Genomic DNA, 19,794 nt, shown 5'->3' with positions numbered 1-19,794 from the left:
CTGCACAAGCTGATCACCGATGACGGGGCGCCGGCCGACTTCGTGAACGCGCTGCGCGAGCAGGGGGTCGAGGTGCTCGTCGTCTAGCCTATCACCGAATCGGACGCGGCGGACATCATTGCCGAGTCAGTGATGAACTTTAGCTGGTTTTAGGGATCACGCATCATGCATTATCGTCGTTTGGGCCGCACGGGCCTGCAAGTCTCCGAGGTCGGCTTCGGGGCGTGGGCCATCGCAGGCAATCGCCACGGCAACTCGTACGGGCCGACGGACGACACGGCATCGCTCCGCTCCATTCTGCGCGCGGTCGAGATGGGCTGCAACTTCTTCGACACGGCGGACATGTACGGCCACGGCCACAGCGAGGACCTGCTGGGAGAGGCGCTGAGCGAGTCGCCGGAGGTGCTCATCGCGACGAAGGTGGGCGGCAACTTCTACGGCAACGTCACGGTGATGGACTTCAGCCCCAAGTACGTCGCCTACGCCTGCGAGCAGAGCCTGAGGCGCCTGCGCCGCGAGGCGATTGACCTGTACCAGCTTCACAACCCGTCGCTGGAGGTCATCCGCGACGGGCGCGTGTTCGACGTGATGGACGAGCTGAAGCGCGGCGGCAAGATTCGTCACTACGGCGTCTCGATATTCACGCCGGAGGAGGCGATGGCGTGCATCGAGGACGGACGGCCGGAGACGATTCAGCTTGTGTACAGCATCGTGAACCAGAGCATGGCGAAGGAGGTGTTCCCGGCGGCGCGGGCGGAGAACGTCGGCATCATCGCGCGGGAGCCGCTCGCCAACGGGTTCCTTTCGGGCAAGTACAACGCGGCGTCGGCGTTCACGCACGGCGACATCCGGCACAACTTCCCGCCGCGCTACCAGGAGGCGCTTGCGGCGGCGGCGCGGCACGTGAAGGGCGCGCTGGAGACGGATGGGCGGACGCTGGCGCAGGCGGCGCTGCGGTTCGTGCTGGACAACGAGGCGGTGTCCACGGTTATCCCGGGCTGCAAGACGCCGGACCAGGCGAAGGAGAACATGTCGGCGTCGGGGCTGGCGTCGCTGAGCGCGGAGGAGATGGACCTCGTGCTCAGCCTGTTCCGGTAGGCGCGGGCAAGGGCAGGGGTTGGGGGTTGGTGCTATCTCACCTTCTCCGCCGTGCAGACGGGGATTTGAATTGTTTTATTTTTTTCGCGGGGCTTTTCCTATCTGGCCGCTCTATCTGCGGGGTGCATTAAGGGTATTTGTTCCTGTTATGTCTGGTCGGGGCCGGTGAACGGCGACGGGCGGACACGCTGGTCCGCCCCTACCGGGCCGACGAGGGCCGTCCTGTCGAGGGTACTGCTGGCCAGACATGCGTTCCGTAACAGGGTAGCGTGTGGTTTCGGGGTGGGGCAAGGGGCGGGTGGCGGGGGAGGAGGGGCCAGGGGTTGGGGGTTGGGGATTGGAAAGCGCAGCGCGGCGGGATGAAAACATGACGTGTGTTATCCGCAAGAACGGCGGGAGCGAAAGGGCAAGGCGAGGGTGACACTGAGGCGGGGCGGGCGGACGCCGGCCCAGGCGGCGCTGCCGCCGCTGAGCGCGGAGGAGACGAACCTGGTTGCTCAGCCTGTTCCGATAGGCAGAACCAATGCCACTACAAAGCAAACAGTACCTATCCCAATAGCTCTTTTACCAACTTGTCTATTTCGCCTGAAATGCCGTCTTCTTTGAGGGCTTCCCGTATGCGGCCTCTTACTGTTACGAAGTGCGTTCCTTCTTTCAGAGGCACGCTGGCAGCCACTTTCTCTGCTTTTTCAGCCGCCCTTGCTAAATTCTGATGCAGTTTGTTTTTGCTGTCGAAGTTTGGGATAGGCAGCGATAGCATTACCTTGTCGAAGTGGCGAGCGCCCCACTGGCCGCGGCTTTGAAGATGCTCTGCTTTTAGACGTGCGGTCTCACTGTTAAGTAACGCCGTGAGATAGTAGGCTTCTTGTTCACTCTCGCTTGCTAGCCAGTACAACCCATGCTCAATAACAGCGGACTTGTCACGAAGGACAGCTACAGCTGGAAGCGTACCCGATGCAGAGTACACAACACGCGTTGGCGGTACAGGGAACTGATTCAGCAAACCTGCATGATAGTCCCAACGTTCAAGAAGTGTCATGTCACTTTGACGATGTTGCGCCCATAACGCCTCTGCCGTTTTGAGCCAGCCCGCCAGGTGAGCGTACCCACATTTTTGGGCAGCGGTCGATTCCATCAGATGTTTTTTCTTTGAGTCCCATGGTATGACGGCTAGCACAGGCTCCAGAAGCCTGAAAGGTGCCACCGATTCTCCAAGGTACAGAGGCATAATGAACTCCGCCTCTACGTTCCCTCGCAACAGAGGGATATTTTGCTTGTGGGCATCAGGCACAGGCAAGTTCTTCCACGGCACCTTTTCCTGGCTGGTGCGGCGGCTCTGAACGACTGGGGCCGTGGGGTTAACACCAAGTCCACTCGTAGCCGCATACTCGACCACGCAAAGCGCCCTTGGAACAATTGTGGCACCCTGACGAAAAATTTCCCGATAAGGCGACCACTGTGTATCCTCGTCCACGGTTGCTGGCCAAGTCTTCTCATACCACTTCAGGGCCTTACTAGCTTCCTTTTCAGAAGCATCACGCCGGGGAAGTACCCCTTCTGCAACCATTACTTTAGAAGGCAGCACACTTCCCTGCATGCTGTGACCTGAGCGGCCGATGAGTACACACGATGGCACAGGAAACAGTGGCTGTACTTTGTCGCTGAATTCCCATCCCTCGGTGAATTCCACGGTGGCAAAGACCTGCCCCCAATCCTTGCCTTTGCGTGTAGCGTAGATTCCTGAACGAAACCCTTCAAACTGCTGGCGGCTCATAGCTGCGTAAGGCATAACATAGGCAATCAGCCCGCCCGCCTTGGCGTAAAGCTCCACACACCTGGCGAAGAAATATCCTGACAGGTCTTGATGAGTCGCAACCTTGCCTCCAGCCCAAAGTCCGCGCCGTTGACACTCTTCTTTGAAGCGCTCCTTCATCTGAGAAGACATATATCTGTAAGAGAGCCAGGGCGGATTGCCAACGACCACGTCGACGCGCTGACTTTCCTGGGACAGCCAGACGGGACGTACCAGGTTACGGGCCACGAATCCCCAAATATGGTTTCGCCCCTCTTTATTCAGGTTTCTGAGAATGGCGTAGGTGTGGACGAGCTTTTCAATAGCATCCTTATTGAGGCTATGCTCACCGGCCAGCCAGTTGGCAAGGCCCTGTTCAGGGGAGTCCTGGTGGCTAAGCATGAGCATGCGACCTATGACTTCATCGAATAGGCTGGGGTCGCGTGCGACTTCAAAGGGAAACTCCAAAAGGTCTGGGCAGTCTGGCACTTCAATGAGAACCTCGCGGTCCGCCAGGAGGCCGCCTGTGTTCCACTGAAGGGAGTCGCCCATATATACGGGGATAGCCAGGTGTGAAGGCCTGTCAGCCAGGCGGTTTTGCCCAAGGGCTAGCAAAAAAGTAACGCGGGCAATTTGTGCGGCTACTGGGTGCACGTCTATGCCGAAAATCTGGCCGCAAGCCCTTTCAAGGGCTTCGCGGTTGGAGAGTCCCGCTTCGTCGGCTGCGTTAAGAAAGCGTCGCACTGCGTGAAACAGGAAGGTGCCGGAGCCGCAGGCGGGGTCCAGCACGCGCTGCTTCAGAGGCTTGTCTATGGCCCGTTGGCACATGCGGGCGGCGAGCCAGTCTGGGGTGTAGTATTCTCCTAACTCATGGCGCTGCTCCGGGTCTATCAGGGACTCATAAAGTCCTTTCAACACGTCGGTCTGGACATCCTTGAGGCGGAAGCGGCCTGCCTGCAAGGCGATGCGCTTAACCAGGTCTGGCCCGCGCCCCGACGAAAGCACCCAATCGAAGAAGTCGGACTCCACAGCGCCTCCGATGCCAGCCTCACGGAAGGCCTTCCCTTCCAGAAGGGCCGAAGGCTCTGGCATTTCAATGCCGATGACATGCATTGCCATAGTTTTGGCTATGATGGACAGGTAAGTATGCTGAAAGAAAAGCGCTTCCGCCTCTACCGGAGAGCCGTAGACGCGCTCCAACATACGTGCCCATAAGTCGTGCTTGAGCTTGACGTCTGGGTGCTCTCCCACTTCATTCCACAGCACCCCCAAGTCCTGATGTGCCACCTGCCAGGCAAGACTGTCACGCCCCAATTCTCGCCGCACCACCTCCGGCGTTGGCTCCAACTCCGCGCTGACGGCTACGGCGGAACTGAGCCACAGGAGCAGTTCCCTAGGCTTGTCAATGGAAGATATGAAGGATGCCAGTGAGCGCAGCTTGCCCGCACGCAACTCGTATGGAATGAACGTGGCACCGTCTGTGGCAATACCAACGAAGTGCTCTCCGGTCTCCTTTTCGCGCTGACCCAGATAGTCAGGCATCTTTTTCTCGACGTCTTTTAGTTCTTTGCGGAGGTCGGACTTGAACTCAAAGACCGTCCTGCCCAGGAGCGCGTCGATGCGCCCGCGCACTTCAGGGACTTGCTTCTCGAAGTCAACCTCAGAGCTGCTAGCGCCAAGGCCCTTGACCAAGAGCTGATAAATAAGGGCACGGACCTTCTCGTGCTTGGGGCGAGAGGCCAGCTCGGAGACGATATCTCGCAGTTCTTCCTGGCTCAGCGCCATGACAGCCTCCTATGATGGCGGCGGTTCAAGAACGTGTGCTGGCGAACGGAGCTAGCCAGAGGATAACATATTCCGCTAGACAGGGGATATATGACGCCCTTGCGGAGCGGGTACACACCCAGGGCGTCCTTGCCCCCTCACTCCCCCCTTGACCCCCTGAGACGCAGTCGCCGGCCCCACGCCGCATACCGCACAAAGGATTGACATCCCGACGCCCTGATTCTAGAATGCATCCAAAACGGATGCATTTTGGAGGCAATTCGTGCCCGTCAACCTGTCGGCCAAAAACGTCCCGGATAACCTGGTGGACAAGCTCCGGAAGAGAGCGAAGCGCCATCATCGCTCCCTCCAGGGCGAGCTGATGGCCATCCTGGAGGAGGCCGTCGGTCCCAGCTCCCTCTCGTTTGAAGAGGCCGACAGGCGCATTAAGGCCCTCCGGTTGAAGACCGGCGACGAGGCGACCCTCTGGATCCGAGAATTGCGCGATGCCCGCTAGGGTGGTGGACGCCTCCGTTGTAGCGGCTTGGTGCTATGACGAGCCTCGATCTCAGGAAGCCGCAGCCCTCATCGAGCGCTCCGACCTGTATGCGCCCTCCCTCCTGGCCTATGAGCTTGCGAGCATTGCCCGGAGAAAAGCCACGGTGTACCCACAGAAACTCGGCGCCCTCACCGAGGCGCTCCAGACAGCCCTGGCGCTGCCCATCCGCTGGGTCGAGGTGGACCACGCGGCGGTCTTGCGTCTCGCTCTGGACGCCGATCTCACCGTCTACGACGCGAGCTATCTCTACCTGGCCCGGCTGCTGGGCGCATCCCTGGCCACCTTTGACCAGCGACTGGCGAGGGCCGCCAGGAACGGATAGCGTTCCAGTTTGACGCAGCAGGGATAGGGGCTTTATCCGTCACACCGGCGGAAGCCGGTGTCTAGAGGTCATTCCAAAATGTCTGCCCACCCTTCGACAAGCTCAGGGTGAGCGGTGATTTTTCCGTTCATGGTTCGACAAGCTCACCATGAAGCCGATTTTTGGAATAGCTTCTAGAAACAGGCAAGCGGAGACATCCTCTGGATTCCTGCTTCTGCAGGAATGACGAGGAACACAACCGGCACACCACCCAGGAACGTCGGCGCGTGACCGCCTGAGAGCAGGCCGGGGCCTCATTGCTTTCCCCCTACTCCCCCCTTGTCCCCCTGAGGCGCAGCCGCCGGACCCAGGCGGCGAGGTCGGCGCGGCGCAGGTAGAAGAAGTGGTCGGTCGGGCCCGCGCCGTGGCCGACGGGGAAGCCGCCGCGGATGGCCTCCGTCACGTATGCCTTCGCGAGCGTGACCGCCTCGCGCAGTCGCCGCCCGCGGGCCAGGTGCGTGGCGATGGCCGAGGCGTAGGTGCAGCCCGTCCCGTGGGTGTGCGGCGTGTCAATCCACTCGCCGGGGACGACGTGCGCGCCGCGACGGGTCACGAGGACGTCCGAGGCCCGCCCGTCGAGCAGGTGGCCGCCCTTGACCAGCACGGCGCGCGGGCCGTCCTCGAGCAGTCGGCGTCCCGCATCCTCGGCGTCGCGCAATGAGCGGACGCGCAGGCCGGTGAGCGCCGCCGCCTCGTGCGCGTTGGGCGTGAGCAGCGTCGCCAGCGGGAACAGCTCTTTGCGAAGCGCCTCGACGGCCCCCTCGTCGAGCAGGCGATGGCCGGACGTGGAAAGCAGCACCGGGTCGAGGACGTAGAACGCCGGGGCGTAGCGGCGAAGGCGCGCGGAGAGACACGGTTGGGACCCGTAGGGACTGTTGAGCACCGTTGCACCCGGTATCTGTACGATTAGAAACCACGAGTCCTGCCCCTGCATTTGTGAGCTCGGCGGTAGAGCTGGCGGCTGCCAACCGCAAGGTCGTAGGTTCGGATCCTACCCGGAAGCCAAATCAATGGGCTGGAAGGCTTCTGAGGCTACCTGAAACGGCGACTGGCAGCCAAAGGAGGTATCCGACAGGAGCAGCTACCCCTCTACCTGGCGGAGTATGTTTGGCGCTATAATCACCAGCGTCTCTCGGTCACAGAACAGGTGAAAAACTTGCTCAAGCTGCTCCAAAGCTAATCTGGTGGCTAAAACGGGACTTTACCCCTGCCTTACGGCTTTCGCAAAGCGGGGCTCCCGTTCTCTCTCCTCGTCGTTGCTCACTTTGTTATCACCCCTCAGCCTTCTGCCTTGCAGTCTACGCCGCCACCCGCCCGGTGACACGCTGGAACTACAGTCCTGCTCTGTGAAGCAGCCTTAGATTCTTAGGTGCGCTCAGAATGACACGGCGGATACGGAGAGATTCCGTGTTTTTCTGTGGGCTCGGAATGACAGTGTGCAGTGGCGCGCCGTGCCTCCTCGCCTAAAACTCGATGCCCGGCTGCGCCTTCACGCCGCGCTTGTACGGGTGCTTGACCTCGCGCATCTCCGTCACCAGGTCCGCGGCGTCAACCAGCTCCGGGGGAGCGTTGCGGCCCGTGACGATAACGTGCACCCACGCGGGCCGCTCTTTGAGCGCCCGCAGCGCCTCCTCCAGCGGGACCCAGCCGTACTGCAGCGCGTAGGTGAACTCGTCGAGCACGACCACGTCGTAGTCGCCGGACGCGATGCGCTGCCGGGCCAGCTCCCACGCGTTGTGCGCCAACACGATGTCGCTCTCGATGTCCTTCGAGAGCCAGGTGAAGCCCGCGCCCATGGGGATGAGGTCAATGCCCAGCTTTTTGGCGGCGCGGTGCTCGCCGTAGTTGGCGGTCTTGCTCTTGATGAACTGAATGCCGCAGACCTTGTACCCGCGGCCCCATGCGCGCAGCATCACGCCCAGCGCGGCGGTGGTCTTGCCCTTGCCGGCGCCGGTGTGCACGATGAGGAGTCCGGTGCGGCGCTCGCGCTCCGCTGCGTCAGGCGCGGTGTCTGTCATGCAGCCTTTCAGGGTTTTCGACCATCCCCCTGCCCCCTTCCTCGCAGGAAGGGGGCAGGAAAAAGCGTTTGTGGGAGGACACCTCCCACGCCTTCCGGCGGGGGCTTCGCCCCTGCACCTCTACGATGGGATAGCGACCGCGTCCGCATGTTCAATCATTCCGAGCCCCTCGGCTGCTCTGCAGGGGAAGGGGGAAGAAGCACGTTTGTGGGAGGACACCTCCCACACCCTCCGGTGGGCCGTAGGGCGGCCCTGCGCCCTCATGGGTTTGTGCCGTGAATGTACGGGACGGGACGCTAGAACTGGGGGTGGTCGCTGGTCTCGTCGTCCTTCGACAGGACGCGGACGAGGCAGACGAGGGCGAAGAAGAAGGTGGCGATGCCCGTCAGCACCTGGTCGTTGATCAGCGACACGACGCCGACGGCCAGGCTCACGACCATGGGGAGCAGAAGCCACTTCTTGTCTATCGGCATGATAGTCCCCCCGCGCGCGTCCGTCCCCTTCTCGACACGTGGCGCACCCGCGGCGCTGAGAGCTTTAGCAGATTATAGCGCAGGCGGCTTTGGTATTCAATGCACGGGGCCGCACCCTTGTTATCCACAGCCGCGGTCCACTTGCGTCGTCAGCTTGCCGGTGCTATTCTGCATCCCCATCAGCCATAACGCGCGGGAGGCAGGTCGTTGAAAGTAGTCCTCACCATCGCCGGCTCCGACTCCAGCGGCGGCGCGGGAGTCCAGGCGGACCTGCGCGCCATATCGGCGAGCGGCGGCTTCGGCGCGGTGGTCATCGCTGCGGTGACGGCGCAGAGCACCCGCGGCGTCGTCCTCGCGCGGGTGCTCCCCGTCGCACTCGTCGCGGCGCAGCTCGACGCCGTCTTCGGCGACATGCCCGTCGCGGCGGTCAAGAGCGGCATGCTGGGCAGCGCGCGAGTCGTCCGGGCCGTCGCCGACCGCCTTCGCCACTATGCCCCGGCGTTCTACGTCCTCGACCCGGTGCTGCTTTCCACGTCCGGCCATCGCCTGCTCGACGAGGGGGCCGTCGAGGCGCTTCGCAAAGAGCTGTTCCCGCTGGCGACGCTGCTCACGCCCACCGCGCACGAGGCGGCGGCGCTCACCGGCCGGCGCGTCCGCTCATTGCGCGACGCCGAGGATGCGGGGCGCCGACTGCTCGACGACGGCCCGCGCGCCGTGCTGGTCAAGGGCGGCCACCTGCGCGAGGGACGGGCAACGGACGTGCTCGTGACGCGTCGCGGCGCGCACGTCATCCCCGGCGAGTGGATAGACACGCCGCACACCCACGGGACCGGCTGCACCTACGCCGCGGCCATCGCCACGCACCTGGCCCGTGGCCGGACGCTGCGGGAGGCGGTGACGCTCGCCAAGGCATATGTGACGGAGGCCATCCGCGGCGGGTTCCCCGTCGGCCACGGCGCGGGCCCGACCGACCACTTCTTCTACCTGCGCCGCGCCGACCTCGCCGCCTGGGTCCGGCGACTGCGCCTCAGGGGGTCACGGGAGGAGTAAAGCATTGCTCCATCCCTAACTTTCTGCCTTCCGTAAAGCTTGCGTGATTGTCGGCTTTATATCTTCAGGAGCGTCGATCTCCGGGGAATTCTCAAAATACCCTGCACTCCCGAAGGGGACATCTGGAATTGTTGTAGCTTTACGTCCAAACGTCATGACACCCTGAATAACCTGGTACTCCTTGCGTCACATTATCAAAGACATCGTGCAGTCAGAGGCCCCTGTGTCACCGGCGGCAATCATCACTGTGTCCGCCATTGGAGCTCTCCTCTGACGAGTATTAGACGTGTCCCAACGCTCCAGTGTCCTGAGTTGTTAATCCGTTGATTAATTCGAGCGCCCTGCTGCTCGGAGTTCACCCCCTCGGTCCCATTCTCCTAGCTGGGAGAGGGGGATGAAAGGAGAATCTGGGGACACCCCAGACCCCGGCGTCCTTCCGAGGAAGGACTGCACCCCGCGGATTTATGCCACGAATTTCCAAGACAGTACACTAGGACAACGCCAGGAAGACCTCCACCACCTTCGGGTCGAAGTGGGCGCCAGACTGGGAGCGCATGTACGCGCGGGCATCCTCCACCGACCAGGCCTTTTTGTACGGGCGCTCATTGGTCAGGGCGTCCCACACGTCCACGAGGGTGAAGATGCGCGCCGAGAGCGGGATTTGCTCGCCCTTCAACCCGCGGGGGTAGCCCGTTCCGTCCCACCGCTCGTGGTGGCAGTAGGGGATGTCGAGCGCGGGGCGCAGGTAGGGGATGGGCGACAGCAGCTCGAAGGCGTACGTGGGATGCTTGCGGACCACTGACCATTCCTCGTCGGTGAGAGGCCCGGACTTGAGCAGGATGGTGTCCGGGATGGACAGTTTGCCCACGTCATGGAGCATGGTGCCCCGCCGCACGTGGGCCATATCCGTCTCGCTCACGCCCATCGCCCGGGCCAGGCGCGTCGTCAGCTCGCTGACCCGGCGGCTGTGGCCGGCCGTCTCGTAGTCGCGCAACTCCAGGGCGCGCGCCCAGCCTTCCAGTGTGGTGTCATAGGCCAGGGTCAGGTCCACGTTCGCCCTGTACAGGTCGTTGAACAGGGCCGCTTCGTCAATGGCAATGGCCACCTGGCCCGCCAGGGCGTCAAGGAACTCCAGCCACTCGTCTTCCGGCTGGAACGGCGCGCGGTGAAAGACCTCCAGCACGCCCTTGACGTGGCCCTTGACGATGAGCGGCACGCCGACATAGCTGACAAACCCCTCGTCCGCTATAAGCTTTGTTCGCTTGAACCCATTTTTCATCTCAGGGATGTTGCCGAAGTGGACGACGCGCCGCTCCAGGGCGACATGGCCAGACGGGCCCTCGCCCACGCGCACGAGGGAGCGCTCAATCTCCCTGCCGCGGAACCCGCGCCCGGCGGCGTACTCCAGCATCTGCGTGCCTGAGTTGAGCAGCAGCACGGCGGCGGCGTCCACGCCCAGTACGGTGGCGACCTGGTCCAGGGCCACGCCTAGAGTCACGCGCAGGTCCAGACTGGACGTGATAGCTAAATCCACCCTGCGCAGGGCCTGCACTTGGTCCAGGCGGCGCTTGCCCTCGTCAAACAGCCGGGCGTTGGTCAGCGCGGTCGCGGCCTGGTGAGCATACGCCTGCAGGGTCTCAAGGCGCTCGGATGTGAAGGCGCGGGGCTGGTCTCCCAGCAGCACCAGGACGCCGAAGGGCTTGCCCTGGCTTATAAGTGGCAGCGCGACGGCGCACGTAAAGCCCTGGGAGAGCGCCAGCGCGCGCCACGGCGCCCAGCCCTGATGGGTGGCGATGTCCAGGCTCACGGACGGGACGCCGCTGCGGATGGCCCGGCCGGCGGGTCCCTCTCCCTCGATTTGCTCGTCCCAGCGCACGCTGATCTGGCGCGGGTAGTCCTCCTTGCCGGGGTAGTAGCCGAGCAGACGCACGGCCCCGTCCGGCTCGGCGGCGCCCAGCCAGGCCAGTCGGGCGCCGTAGGTATCCACGCACGCGCGTGTCACGTTGTCCACCAGCGTGCGCATGTCCAGGCTCTCCGTGAGCTTCCGGGCGCTCGCATACAGGTTGTCCAGGGCCTGAAGCTGCTGCTGGATGCGCTCCTGGGCATTCCGCTGCTCGGTGATGTCGCGAAGATTAACAATCATCCCCCCAACCGCCGGGTCGCCCTGAGCATTCTTCACAATGCCTTCCAGAATGCGCCAGGAGCCGTCCTTGCGCCGGACACGGGCAGCAGTACGACTGATCGCACCCGGCGCCTGGGCCGCCTGCGCCACGGCCTGGATGACCATTGGGACATCCTCAGGGTGCACGTATATGCGGAGGCTCTGTCCCATAATCTCTTCGGGCGTGTAGCCGAGCAGACGCTGGGCAGAGGAGCTAATATACTGAAATCGCTCGTCGCTGCCGATAATCGCCACTATATCGGAGGCGTTTTCCGTGAGGCCCCGGAAGCGCCGCTCGCTGTGCCGGAGCGCTTCCGAAGCTCGCGCGGCCTCCGCTTGGCGACGCTGCAGGGATCCCGCCAATTGATCAAATGCCCCGGCCAGCTCACCCACCTCATTCCGCGTGTGCGGCAGGCCCGTGCGCGCGGCCAGGTCGCCCGCGGAGAGGCGACGGGTCGCGTCCACCAGCGCCTTCGCGGGGCGCAGGACAAAGCGTTTCGCGAACCACCATGTGGCTATGAGAGCAAGCAGGCCCACGATCCCCAGGGCAACGAGGCTCCGCTGGAATACACGGTTTCCCTCAGCGAATACCACATCCGCAGGTATGTCAACGCTGATGTACAGGGATTCGCCATCAGGGGCGGTGCTCCGCGCCAGGCCGTAGAGGTGGGGCGTTCCGTCCGGACCGGTAAACCTGACCGTGCCTTCTTTCAACTGGGCCAGCGCGCGTCGCACGGTGGCGCCGTCAGGCGCTATTTTACCGACCCAGTCCCTGGCGTCCGGATAGCGGGCCAGGATCATTCCCTTGCTGTCCGCGACGGTGAGCACGGCGCTTGGCGGCAGGCCGGTGCGGGAACCCAACTCTTCAATCGAGGCGAGATCCACGGCGAGCGCGACGACCGCCCGGACCTGACGATACTCGTCCAGAATGGGATAGGCGAAACCGACGCCTCCTGCCCAGACCGCATTGCCGGGTCTATAGTCACCCATCGCAAAGTCGAGTCTCTGGACGGCGCGTTGAACAGACACTCGGTCAGCTACGTTCAGATGGTCATTCTGCTTCGGAGTGCTGCACCACACGTTGCCGCCGGCGTCCGCCACGATGATGGCGGTATAGGAGGGGTGGATGCCCCGTATGTCGCCAAGGAGAGTGTTACAGACGTCAGGGGCGCCGCCGCGCACCTCCGGGAGATGCACCAGCGTGAAGAGGAGCTGCCGCGCGTCCTGGACAAGATCCTCGTAGCTGCCGGCGGCGGTCCGGGCTAACCCAAGCGCTTGTGCCTGCACTTCCTTTGTCGCATGGTCGCGCTGCTGCTCAGCCGTGTAGTACGTGACGGCCAGCGCGGGAACGAGGGCCAGGAGCACCAGAAGCAAGAGGAGGGTCTGCAGGCGGAGGGACAAGAAACGGAACACGACGACCTCCGACGATGGCGGGGAGAACTCCCCCCAACGCCTTCGCTTGCCCTTCCCTTGTCTATCATAGCACGGGCAAGCGTATTCCGCCGTCCGTCTGTATTCCCGCGCGCCTGCCGTGGTACACTAGGAGATGTGCCCCTGTAGCTCAGTCGGACAGAGCGGCGGCGTCCTAAGCCGCGCGTCGGGCGTTCGATTCGCCCCGGGGGCACCATCGTTTCTCCCGTAGCGCCGGGCCGCGCCAGCAGGTACAATGGCCCTATGGCACGACCCGCGCGGCGCTCCCCCGTCCCACCCATCCCACCACGCCGGCCCCGCGGTCCTTCCACGGAAGGATGGGTCTGGCGGTACGTGGCGTTCCTCGCGGTGGTGGTCGTCGTGCTCGTGCTGCTGGTTTCGGCCCCGCCGGACTGGTTTGAAGGGGTGCGCTTGTGGATGGGGCAGAACGTCGCGTTCGTGCTGGTGGCGGCGCTCGCCGTGTGGTCGGCCATCGTGCTGGTGGTGCGGCTAAGACGCCGGAATCGGCGGCTCCCGCCCGTCCGGCGGAAGGGTGGCTAGCAGGGTATTGAAGTACCCTTTCGACCATTCCCCTGTCCCCCTTCCTGGACAGGAAGGGGGAAGAGATTGAATCTGGGGGACACCCCCAGACCCCCGGCAACGGGGCTTCGCCCCTCAGACACCCCGCTCGTCAAGCCGCTAGTCCGGCGCTAATCCCTAAAGGTCAGCCGCAGCACCTGGTCATCGTCCGCCGAGGGGTTCCCCCGTCCGTCCCGGTTGCTGGTCAGGACGTAGAGCGCGCCGTCCGGTCCTTCGACTACGTCGCGCAACCGTCCGTACCGCTGCTCGAACAGGGCCTCCAGACCGAGCGTCTTGCGCGGGTCACGCGGGTCCAGGGTGACGCGGTACAGCGCTTGGCCGCGCAGTCCGGTGAAGAGGAGCGAGCCCGCCCACGGCCCGCGGGTCACGAACGCGGCGCCGCCCGGCGCCCACGTCACGGTGTCCCCGCTCTGAATGACAGGAGACACCATGCCCTCCCGCGTCTGGCCTCCGGCGATGACCGGCCAGCCGTAGTTCTTGCCCGGCTCGATGAGGTTCACCTCGTCGCGGCAGCACCCCTGCAAGCCGCCGCTGGGGCCGTGCTCCGTGGCGTACAGGCGGCCCGTGCCGGGCTGCCAGGCCAGCCCCTGGGGGTTCCGGTGGCCGTAGGAATACACGGGCGAGCCGGGGATGGGGTTGTCCGCGGGCACTGCCCCGTCCGGGTTGAGGCGCAGGACCTTGCCGTTGAGCGATGAGATGTCCTGCGCCAGCGCCGCGTTTCCCGCCTCGCCGAGCGTCCAGTAGAGATTGCCGTCCGGCCCGAACTTGACGCGCCCGCCGTCGTGGATGCTCCCGCCGGGTACGCCGTCCCACAGCACTCTGTCCAGCACGCCCTTGCCGGAGGCCGGGTCCTCGCGCAGGCGCGCCAGGCGGTCCAGCAGGCGACCGTCGCCGCCGCGATAGGTGTAGGCCACATAGACGTAGCCGTTCCGAGCGAATTGCGGGTCAAGGGCAAGCCCCATCAGCCCGGACTCGCTCCGCTCCACCACGTCCAGCGTCATCCACGGCGCGGCCTCCAGCCGCCCGTCTCTGATGACGCGGACACGGCCCGGACGCTCGGTGAGGAAGATGCGGCCATCGGGCGCGAAGTCAATGGCCCAGGGTGTGACTAGCCCCTTCGCCACCACGTCAACGGCGACCCCCACCCCACGAGCGGGTGGCGTGGGAGTTGGGGTCGGCTGCGGTCCTTCCGCGGAAGGAGGCGTCGGCCTCGGAGCGCTTGTCGGCGACGGGATGGCAGCCACGGTGGGCACGTGCGCGGGTGTGCTCGTCGGCAGGGCGAGCGGCGTCGGCGTGTCAGCGGGCGGCCCCGCCATGGAAGGGAGCGCGGGAGACGGCGCGACGCTCACCGGTGGCGCGCCCGTGGCTGGCGTACACGCTACGCAGATGGCGACGACAGGCACGAGGCCGACGAGGAATTGTATACTCACGGGGCGCGACATGCCCCGTATAGTAGCAGGGGGAACGCCGGAAAGACAGGGAGGCCGTTTCTCTTGCTTTAGGTTTGAGCCTCATGGTATGCTGCCTCGGCTATGAGTAAAAAGAAAGAGTTGCCCAAGCCCAGGCCAAAGCCAAAGACAACTACTCATTCTCCTAGGATTCACGTGACCCGAAAATCAAAGAACTGAAGGACGTAAGAAGTCATAGCCACGGGTGTAGAGAAAGTATAATAAATAGTATCTCCGTCGCCGAACTAGCGATTACCCCTCGCAGCATCCAAGTTTTGGTTCGGAGTATCTTTGCATTTTCCGTGAAAGCATCTTCCATGTGAGTTAGTATTTGTACTTTGAAGTCTTGAGGCTCCAAATTCCAGAAATCCTCACGCATCGTAATGGGGTTTCGTAGAAGGGTGAGGTCTTTGCCCCACAGAAGAGTTAGCGTAAAACCTGAAACGAGTATGTACGCTGCTAGTGCGATTAGGGTGGATAAGCTATCAGGAATGAATTGGATGCTTTGAAGTGGCTCTTTCAGTCTGAGTGGAATCGCAATACCTGCTACAGCGGTTGCGAAGCTGAATATCTGGATTGCTTTGTTAGAGTAAAATTCAGCGCTTTTTACTTGTTCCTCTAAAACGTCCTTGACCCAATCCCAAGCCAAATCGAGACTGGGTATTCGTTGCGCCTTTTTCTCTTCCATATTCCTAGTCCTCGAAGAGTTCGCGCGTACCTGACGCGACCTCTAGCCAGCTTTTGCAGGGGGACTTGCGCATGGCTTTGGCCTCCAGATCGATTTGGCCCAAGCATAAACTGGACTACACCCGAAGGCAAGAGAACCCAGGGATGCGGTCACCTTGACAGTGACGGCGTTCTTCGCTATAGTTGGGTTTTGCGGGTGAGATATGAACGATTACGCGGTTATCAAAACAGGCGGCAAGCAGTACCAGGTCCACGAGGGCGACACGCTCGACGTGGAGAAGCTCCCCGGCGAGAAGGGCGACCCCATCGAGTTGACGGACGTCCTGATGGTTTCACGGGCAGGCAACGTCACTGTTGGCACGCCCACGGTGCCGGGGGCCAAGGTGAGCGCCCAGATCGTGGAGCATGGCCGCGCGGCCAAGATCGTGATATTCAAGTACAAGCGCAAGGTCCGCTATCGGCGCAGGACGGGGCACCGGCAGTCCTTCACGCGGCTGAGCATCAGGAGCATCGAGGGCTAGGCGTCGCCCGGCGCAACTCAGGGCAGGTGAACATGTATGGCACATAAGAAAGGCGCAGGCAGCACACATAACGGCCGCGACAGCCAGGGCCAGCGGCTCGGTGTCAAGCGGTACGACGGGCAGGTCGTGCGCGCCGGCAATATCCTCGTGCGGCAGCGCGGCACCCAGTTCTTCCCGGGCCGCAACGTTGGCCTGGGGCGCGACTTCACCATCTTCGCGCTCATTGACGGCAAGGTGAAGTTCGAGCACCACACCAAGCTGCGCAAGCGCATCAGCGTCTATCCGCTGGTCGTCGAAGAGACCGCGAGCGCGGGAGCGACATCGTGAAACCAGACATCCATCCCCCGTACATGAAGGCGACTGTCGTCTGCGCGTGCGGCAACACCTTTGCCATCGGCGCCACCAAGTCGGAAATGCGCGTGGACGTGTGCAGCAAGTGCCATCCGTTCTACACCGGCGAGCAGCGCCTGGTGGATACGGCGGGCCGCGTCGAGCGGTTCAAGAAGCGGTACAAGCTGGCCTAGTCTCCCACGTCAGGCGGTCCAGGGGGAAGCGATACGTTGCTTCCCCCTTTTTGTTTCGGCGCGACGCAGGACAATCCATTAGAGCCTCCATGACCCCGGTCGCTTGCGCGGGGCCTTCCCCGCTGCTACCATGAGAGGTCAGTACTGGCATAGGAACAGGATGATGGCTGACTCGGCTGCCGCGACCAATAGCCCCCGGCCCCGCAAGGGCCTGACCGCCCAGAGGAAACTGCTGGTAGGCGGAGCGCTGGTGCTCATCGCGCTCGGCTATCTGGTGTTCACCGCGTTCAGCAGCGCGTCCGCCTACTACCTGACCGTGGGCGAACTGAAGGCCCAGGAACGCGCCATGCTGGGCCAGGCGGTGCGGCTGAACGGTGTCGTCGCCCCTGGCAGCATCGTGAAGAGCGCATCCGGCATGGACATTCAGTTCGTCGTCGCCGACCATGTCAAGCCGACAGATACGTACAGCGTGACCTTCCGCGGCATTCCGCCGGACCTCTTCCAGGACGGCGTGGACGTGGTGGCGGAGGGACAGCTCAGGCCGGACGGCACGTTCCATGCGACCAGCCTGCTGACGCGCTGCGCCTCCAAGTACGAGCCGGACGTCAACCCCGGCGCGCTCTCCGGGTCACCCCAGCAGCCACCCAAGTACTGATCCTTCCGCGGAAGGACCGGGCACATGTCCGCCGCGAAGTCCGGTATTCATTCTCCCAACGCAGGGTTTGCTATGACTGACGAATCGAAAGAGCGCAAGCTGAACCGCCGCGAACTGCTGGGTCTGGCCGCTGACCAGAAAACGGCCAGGGCCATCGTCGGCGTGATCGGCGCGGCAACGGGCGTCAGGGCCACGGTGACCGACGCCATGCTGGGGCGCAAGGTCACCGGCGCCGCGCGGGACGCCTTTGGCCGGAAGCTAACCGCAGGCAAAGGCGGCGATTACACCGTCGGCGATGTCATCTACTTCAACACGGGCCGGTTCTACCTCTCCTTCGTGCCGGAGGGCTACCTGGCCCTCTACCGCCGCTGCCCCCATGACGGCTGCATCGTGGCCTGGCGTCACGACGATCCGGCGCTGGAGCCTCAGTCCGCGCCCCAGTGGCAAGGCGCGCCGAAAGAGGGGCGCTTCGTCTGCCTCTGCGACGGCTCCGCCTTCGACCGTTACGGTGTGCCGCGCAGCGGTCCCGCGCCCCGGCCTCTTGACCTGATGAAGGTGGACATCCAGCCGGACGGGACGCTGATGGTGGACACCGCGGACATAGCGGAGCGCACCGCCTTCGACCCGTCCCAGGCGAAGGCCCGCTAGCGCCGCCACGGGCCGGCGTCCTCATTCTTTGCGGACTTCGTCTTTCATCCCTATAATAGGCTCCGTGCGTATCCTCCAACTCCACCCCTGGCGGGTCAACGTCGCCGAGGCCAGGGACATCCAGCGGCGTCTGGCCGCCCTCGTCTCCCGCAAGAACGAGGCGCTCGCCCAAGTGCGGTACGTGGCCGGGCTGGACCTTTCGCCGCCGGACGCGCGCGGCGTAGTCCGCGGCGCAGCCGTGGCGCTCAGCTTCCCGGACCTGATGCCCGTGGAGGTGCAGATAGCGGAGGCCATGCCGACGTTCCCCTACGTGCCCGGCCTGTTATCGTTCCGGGAGGCGCCGGCGCTCCTCGAAGCGCTGGCGCGGCTGCGGCACGAGCCTGATATCATTCTGGTGGACGGCCAGGGCTACGCGCACCCGCGGCGCTTCGGCCTCGCCTGCCACATCGGCGTGCTGACGGACAGGCCGGCCATTGGCTGCGCCAAGTCGCGGCTCATCGGCGTGGAAGGCCACCTGGCGCACAAGAAGGGCGCGTGGGCTGAACTGACCGACGCGGGCGAGACCATCGGCGCGGTAGTGCGCACCCGGGCCGGCGTCGCTCCGGTGTACGCCTCTATCGGACACAAGGTGGACCTGGCCGCCGCGGTCCGCTGGACGCTCGCCTGCTGCAAGGGCTACCGCATCCCGGAGCCGACGCGACAGGCCCATCTGGCGGCGGCGGGCAGGCTGATCGTGGCGGCGACCGCCACAGACTAAAGACGGAGGCTGGTCACAGCATCATGCAAGAGCTAAAGGGCAGAGTCAGGGACCTTCAGGCGCGCATCCTCGACATGATGGGCCGTCTTTGACATCGCCGCCAAAGAACGTGAAATAGCCCAACGGGAGTTAGCCGCCGCCCACCCGGAGTTCTGGCGGGACGCGGCATCCGCCCAGCGCTCCATGCAGCGGCTGTCCGACCTGAAAAACGCCACGCGGACCTGGCGGTCGTTGGAGGACAAGGCGCGACACCTGGTGGAGCTCACCGACCTGGCCGTCGAAGAGGGCGACCAGGTGATGGCCGAAAGCATCAACCATGAGGCCGCTCCGCTTGCGATCCAGCTCGACGATCTGGAGCTGCAGCTCACCCTCAGCGGTCGGTACGACCACCGCAGCGCCATCCTGTCCATCCACGCGGGCACGGGAGGGGTGGACGCCCAGGACTGGGCGCAGATGCTGCTGCGCATGTACCTGCGCTGGGCCGAGCGGCGCGGCTACACGGCGCGCGTGGTGGACATCCTGCCCGGTGAAGAAGCTGGCCTCAAGAACGCCGTCATTCTGGTCCACGGCGCGTACGCATACGGCTACCTGAAGGCGGAGAAGGGCGTCCACCGGCTGGTGCGCCTCTCGGCGTTCGATGCTCTCCACCTGCGGCACACTTCGTTCGCCCTTGTGGAGGTGCTGCCGGAGGCCGAGGACAAGGCGGAAGTCACCATCAACCCGGACGACTTGCGGGTGGAGTTCTACCGGGCCAGCGGCCACGGCGGACAGAACGTACAGAAAGTGGCGACGGCGGTGCGCGTCACCCACGTGCCCACGGGCATTGTCGCCTCCTGCCAGACTGAGCGCTCCCAGCACCAGAACCGGGAGATAGCTATGACCGTGCTGCGGGCGCGGCTGCTGCAGATCCAGATGCAGAAGCGGGCGGAGACCATGGCCAAGCTCAAGGGCGAGTACGTCCCCGCCGCCTGGGGAAACCAGATACGCAGCTATGTCCTGCACCCCTACAAGCTGGTCAAGGACCACCGGACGGACGTGGAGAGCACCTCGCCGGACGCCGTGCTGGACGGCGATCTTGACGCGTTCATCCGGGCCTACCTCCGCTCGACCGTCGGCGCCGGGGGCTAGTGTCCTGTCCCTCAGGTGCCTTTACACGATCCCGAACCTAAGTCGGCGTGGCAGCACTGTAAGGCTTTATAGGAGACACTACGCTAGAAGAGGACGAAAGACCCTTACCCTCTCGGTCTCTCTCCGGCAAGAGGCGCTAT

The 19,794-nt window shown here is 63.8% G+C and carries 19 protein-coding genes and 2 tRNA genes; 14 read left to right on the top strand and 7 right to left on the bottom strand.

What is annotated here, in order from left to right; translation table 11 throughout:
- Positions 1-165 precede the first annotated feature (165 nt).
- A complete protein-coding gene (locus tag Q7T26_03765) occupies positions 166-1,098 on the top strand; it encodes an aldo/keto reductase (protein ID MDO8531274.1) in 933 nt (310 codons plus the stop codon).
- Between the two features lie 547 nt (positions 1,099-1,645).
- On the opposite strand, the gene Q7T26_03760 is transcribed toward Q7T26_03765, so the two are convergent.
- A complete protein-coding gene (locus tag Q7T26_03760; GenBank protein MDO8531273.1) occupies positions 1,646-4,675 on the bottom strand; it encodes an N-6 DNA methylase in 3,030 nt (1,009 codons plus the stop codon).
- A 262-nt stretch (positions 4,676-4,937) separates the two neighbouring features.
- Between Q7T26_03760 and Q7T26_03755 the strand changes: the two genes are divergently transcribed.
- Both Q7T26_03755 and Q7T26_03750 read left to right on the top strand, forming a co-directional pair.
- Positions 4,938-5,171, top strand: a complete 234-nt coding sequence (locus tag Q7T26_03755) for an Arc family DNA-binding protein (GenBank protein ID MDO8531272.1) — start codon at positions 4,938-4,940, stop codon at positions 5,169-5,171.
- Positions 5,161-5,535 carry a type II toxin-antitoxin system VapC family toxin gene (locus Q7T26_03750; GenBank protein MDO8531271.1) on the top strand — a complete coding sequence of 125 codons (375 nt, stop codon included), beginning with the start codon at positions 5,161-5,163 and terminating at the stop codon, positions 5,533-5,535. The genes Q7T26_03755 and Q7T26_03750 overlap by 11 nt, the downstream gene beginning before the upstream one ends.
- A 307-nt stretch (positions 5,536-5,842) precedes the next feature.
- Here Q7T26_03750 and Q7T26_03745 read toward each other — a convergent pair whose 3' ends face one another.
- Positions 5,843-6,508, bottom strand: a complete 666-nt coding sequence (locus Q7T26_03745; protein ID MDO8531270.1) for a bifunctional hydroxymethylpyrimidine kinase/phosphomethylpyrimidine kinase — start codon at positions 6,506-6,508, stop codon at positions 5,843-5,845.
- Positions 6,509-6,513: 5 nt separating this feature from the next.
- Here Q7T26_03745 and Q7T26_03740 point away from each other — a divergent pair.
- Positions 6,514-6,570: transfer RNA gene (locus tag Q7T26_03740), tRNA-Gly, on the top strand.
- Positions 6,571-7,037: 467 nt separating this feature from the next.
- Here the strand turns inward: Q7T26_03740 and cobO are convergent.
- On the bottom strand, positions 7,038-7,592 hold the full coding sequence (gene cobO, locus Q7T26_03735; GenBank protein ID MDO8531269.1) for a cob(I)yrinic acid a,c-diamide adenosyltransferase: 555 nt from the start codon (positions 7,590-7,592) through the stop codon (positions 7,038-7,040).
- Between the two features lie 296 nt (positions 7,593-7,888).
- On the bottom strand, positions 7,889-8,065 hold the full coding sequence (locus Q7T26_03730; GenBank protein MDO8531268.1) for a hypothetical protein: 177 nt from the start codon (positions 8,063-8,065) through the stop codon (positions 7,889-7,891).
- Positions 8,066-8,272: 207 nt separating this feature from the next.
- Between Q7T26_03730 and thiD the strand changes: the two genes are divergently transcribed.
- Positions 8,273-9,115 (top strand): bifunctional hydroxymethylpyrimidine kinase/phosphomethylpyrimidine kinase, encoded by an 843-nt coding sequence (thiD, locus tag Q7T26_03725; protein ID MDO8531267.1) that lies wholly within the window; start codon positions 8,273-8,275, stop codon positions 9,113-9,115.
- Between the two features lie 490 nt (positions 9,116-9,605).
- On the opposite strand, the gene Q7T26_03720 is transcribed toward thiD, so the two are convergent.
- Positions 9,606-12,689 (bottom strand): GAF domain-containing protein, encoded by a 3,084-nt coding sequence (locus Q7T26_03720; GenBank protein MDO8531266.1) that lies wholly within the window; start codon positions 12,687-12,689, stop codon positions 9,606-9,608.
- A gap of 137 nt (positions 12,690-12,826) precedes the next feature.
- On the opposite strand from Q7T26_03720, the gene Q7T26_03715 reads away from it, so the two are divergent.
- Positions 12,827-12,903, top strand: a tRNA-Arg gene (locus Q7T26_03715).
- Positions 12,904-12,950: 47 nt separating this feature from the next.
- Positions 12,951-13,247 carry a hypothetical protein gene (locus Q7T26_03710; protein MDO8531265.1) on the top strand — a complete coding sequence of 99 codons (297 nt, stop codon included), beginning with the start codon at positions 12,951-12,953 and terminating at the stop codon, positions 13,245-13,247.
- A gap of 149 nt (positions 13,248-13,396) precedes the next feature.
- On the opposite strand, the gene Q7T26_03705 is transcribed toward Q7T26_03710, so the two are convergent.
- Together Q7T26_03705 and Q7T26_03700 are read right to left on the bottom strand one after the other, a co-directional pair.
- On the bottom strand, positions 13,397-14,716 hold the full coding sequence (locus Q7T26_03705) for a PQQ-dependent sugar dehydrogenase (GenBank protein MDO8531264.1): 1,320 nt from the start codon (positions 14,714-14,716) through the stop codon (positions 13,397-13,399).
- Between the two features lie 211 nt (positions 14,717-14,927).
- Positions 14,928-15,422, bottom strand: a complete 495-nt coding sequence (locus tag Q7T26_03700) for a hypothetical protein (GenBank protein ID MDO8531263.1) — start codon at positions 15,420-15,422, stop codon at positions 14,928-14,930.
- A gap of 202 nt (positions 15,423-15,624) precedes the next feature.
- Between Q7T26_03700 and rplU the strand changes: the two genes are divergently transcribed.
- From rplU to prfB, 7 genes are all read left to right on the top strand, one after another.
- Entirely contained in the window at positions 15,625-15,942 is a 318-nt protein-coding gene (rplU, locus tag Q7T26_03695) for a 50S ribosomal protein L21 (protein MDO8531262.1), read from the top strand.
- Positions 15,943-15,978: 36 nt separating this feature from the next.
- Positions 15,979-16,269 carry a 50S ribosomal protein L27 gene (gene rpmA / locus Q7T26_03690; protein ID MDO8531261.1) on the top strand — a complete coding sequence of 97 codons (291 nt, stop codon included), beginning with the start codon at positions 15,979-15,981 and terminating at the stop codon, positions 16,267-16,269.
- Positions 16,266-16,466, top strand: coding sequence for a 50S ribosomal protein L31 (gene rpmE / locus Q7T26_03685; protein ID MDO8531260.1), 201 nt, complete (start codon positions 16,266-16,268; stop codon positions 16,464-16,466). The genes rpmA and rpmE overlap by 4 nt, the downstream gene beginning before the upstream one ends.
- Before the next feature lie 163 nt (positions 16,467-16,629).
- On the top strand, positions 16,630-17,121 hold the full coding sequence (locus Q7T26_03680; protein MDO8531259.1) for a cytochrome c maturation protein CcmE: 492 nt from the start codon (positions 16,630-16,632) through the stop codon (positions 17,119-17,121).
- Between the two features lie 72 nt (positions 17,122-17,193).
- Positions 17,194-17,769, top strand: a complete 576-nt coding sequence (locus Q7T26_03675) for a Rieske (2Fe-2S) protein (protein MDO8531258.1) — start codon at positions 17,194-17,196, stop codon at positions 17,767-17,769.
- Positions 17,770-17,833: 64 nt separating this feature from the next.
- A complete protein-coding gene (gene nfi / locus Q7T26_03670; GenBank protein ID MDO8531257.1) occupies positions 17,834-18,526 on the top strand; it encodes a deoxyribonuclease V in 693 nt (230 codons plus the stop codon).
- A gap of 23 nt (positions 18,527-18,549) precedes the next feature.
- A protein-coding gene (gene prfB / locus Q7T26_03665) for a peptide chain release factor 2 (GenBank protein ID MDO8531256.1) occupies positions 18,550-19,654 on the top strand; the annotation gives its coding sequence in 2 pieces (ribosomal slippage) (positions 18,550-18,615 and positions 18,617-19,654; 1,104 coding nt in all).
- The last annotated feature ends 140 nt before the right edge of the window (positions 19,655-19,794 follow it).

Source organism: Dehalococcoidia bacterium, assembly GCA_030648205.1.
Lineage (GTDB): Bacteria > Chloroflexota > Dehalococcoidia > JAUSIH01 > JAUSIH01 > JAUSIH01.
The sequence above is the reverse complement of the archived record's forward strand: the minus strand, read 5'-3'. Positions and strand labels throughout refer to the sequence as shown.